Genomic DNA, 2124 nt, shown 5'->3' on the forward strand with positions numbered 1-2124 from the left:
GAGGATCTATGTGCTTTTTTATGTAGATTTTTCAAATGCTTCCCGCCCCAATGCGGCAAAGGTTTTAATCCCGCAGATAGAAAGTATTTCATTAATTTCATCGGTTACACCGCCCTGAATGATAAGCTCTCGCTTGTTCTCATCAACAATCGCCTCAACTCCGTCCAGAGTATGCATAAGGCAGCGCAGAGAGTTATGCGGTAAATAAACCCGCTCTTTAAGCGGCAGCTTGGCGTTGTAATCTTTAAACTTTTGTCTTATCTGCATCGACATTTCCACAGCCACGGCAGTAAGAAACATCATGCCGTCAAAGCTTCCTGAGGCGGATTTGCCGCTCACCCTGCCTTCCATAGTGCTTTTGTTAAGTCGATAGCCGATTTCGATATTGCTGCGCATTCTGTAAATACGGTCGGCTTCAGCCGCGTCAGTACAAAAATCACTGACCAAAACCCGGGAGGCGGTTAACCTGCACTTTTCCGTCACCGCCGCCATCTTTAAGACAAAGCGCTGCTGCTCTGCATCGTATTTGATTAAATTGTCATCGAATAAGCTCAGATGTTTTCCGGTAAGCAGTTCATGGAAACGATGCTTTTCTCCCGCGGGTTTCCAGCTTCCTTCCTTTTGTGCTTCCCGATAGATTTCATTAAGCTCGGCGACGCTGTGGCCGTAATGCTCCAAAGCATTACGGTAAATTGAGTGGGAGAAGATAATATGTACGTAAATCTTAGCGCGGGTTTTAAACGGAGCACGTCCCGCAGCGGTGGTCTTGGTATAAGACCATTCTTTGTTCAAAGTAACCGCGGTTAACAGCTCCGCCTCCGCCCCGTCCGGCTCATCTCCGCGGAATATCGCAGTGCCGTTATACCCCTGCAGATTGGCAGCATGCTCTAATATCAGCTGTTTGATTTTGTTTGAACGCGCTGTATTGCAGTTAACCAGAAAACCGCAGCCGTGATCTAACATCGTACTGAGATTAAACACCGACCAATAACCACGGTCACATATAAGCCGCAGCTTGTTTTTCAGTCCGCCGTCTCCTTGATACATCAACTGCCGACATACGCTTTCCACTGTGGAAACATCGGTTACGTCTCCGGAATAAGACATTACTCCGTACAGCTCGTGCGTGATTTGATCCATCAAAGTCAGCAGATTGACTATCGGAACAGCGTTGCCGCTTTTGCTTTTACCGTAGCGGGCCTTATCGTTTTTTCTGCCGTAAAAATCAATATTGGTGCCGTCTAAAGCTAAAGTTACGCTCTGCTCTTTGCGGCTGCCGGCCTCCCGGCATTTGGCCTTCATCACGGCTCCGACCGTATTGTCCTGCTCCATCTTTTTAAATAAACGCAAAATGGTGTCTTTATCAATCTTTTTACCATAAAGACCGCAATGCTCTTTGCGTACTTTTTCCGTCATCCACGCCAAACCTTTAGCGCCGTACAGCATTATCGTCAGCAGCAGCGTCAGAAACAGGTCATACTGTGATTTATCGGTCAACGCTTTTAAATGACGCCCCGTAGCACTTCTTTCAAAGAAACGGCATAAAAAATACTCCGCCCCGAATTTAGCGGACTTTACCGGACGAGCTGCTGTTTTGCGCTTAACCTCCTGAGGCTTGCGCATCTCATCTGCGCTCTTTCTGCGGTACTCATATTGTCCTTTGGCAACACGAAAAACCCGCCAGCGGCGGAACTGCGGATTCTCGCTTAAAAAGCGTTCATTGAAAATACACTCTCCGATACCGTCGCTTTCCCGGATAGAGCCGATTTGGATTTGTTTTTCCTTATCGCAGTAGCCTTTTTCGGCATTCCACACACTTTTACCCTGCAGCAGGGCATAGGCGTATTTCTTTTTAGAGCAGACAACGTCTTTGAGAACGGGATGAGCGACGGAATCAGACATAATAAAGTCCTTTCTGGGGTCAATTAAATTAGAATGATTATACCTAGTTTTTAAATAAAAAACAAGCTATCTTCAATAAAAAAGACTTAAAAATCATCAAACTAAAAATTATTTAAAATACTAGGGTCATTGAGGACGCGATCTTTCTGTTTGTCACTTCCTTATCGCTCACCAACTCCAAGCTTATCCATTGACATCCTCACCGGCCTAAAGGCCGATGAT

1 protein-coding gene is annotated in these 2124 nt (G+C 46.0%); it reads right to left on the reverse strand.

Going from position 1 to position 2124, the window contains the following annotated elements; genetic code table 11:
- Positions 1-18: 18 nt before the first annotated feature.
- Positions 19-1902, reverse strand: a complete 1884-nt coding sequence (locus tag HMPREF9444_RS08350; RefSeq protein WP_009143980.1) for an IS1634 family transposase — start codon at positions 1900-1902, stop codon at positions 19-21.
- Between the last annotated feature and the right edge of the window lie 222 nt (positions 1903-2124).

It is taken from the genome of Succinatimonas hippei YIT 12066 (assembly GCF_000188195.1).
Classification (GTDB): Bacteria; Pseudomonadota; Gammaproteobacteria; order Enterobacterales; family Succinivibrionaceae; genus Succinatimonas; species Succinatimonas hippei.

Coding starts and splice junctions, on each gene's coding strand:
- HMPREF9444_RS08350 (WP_009143980.1), bottom strand. CDS start 1,902: ATGTCTGATTCCGTCGCTCATCCCGTTCTCAAAGACGTTGTCTGCTCT.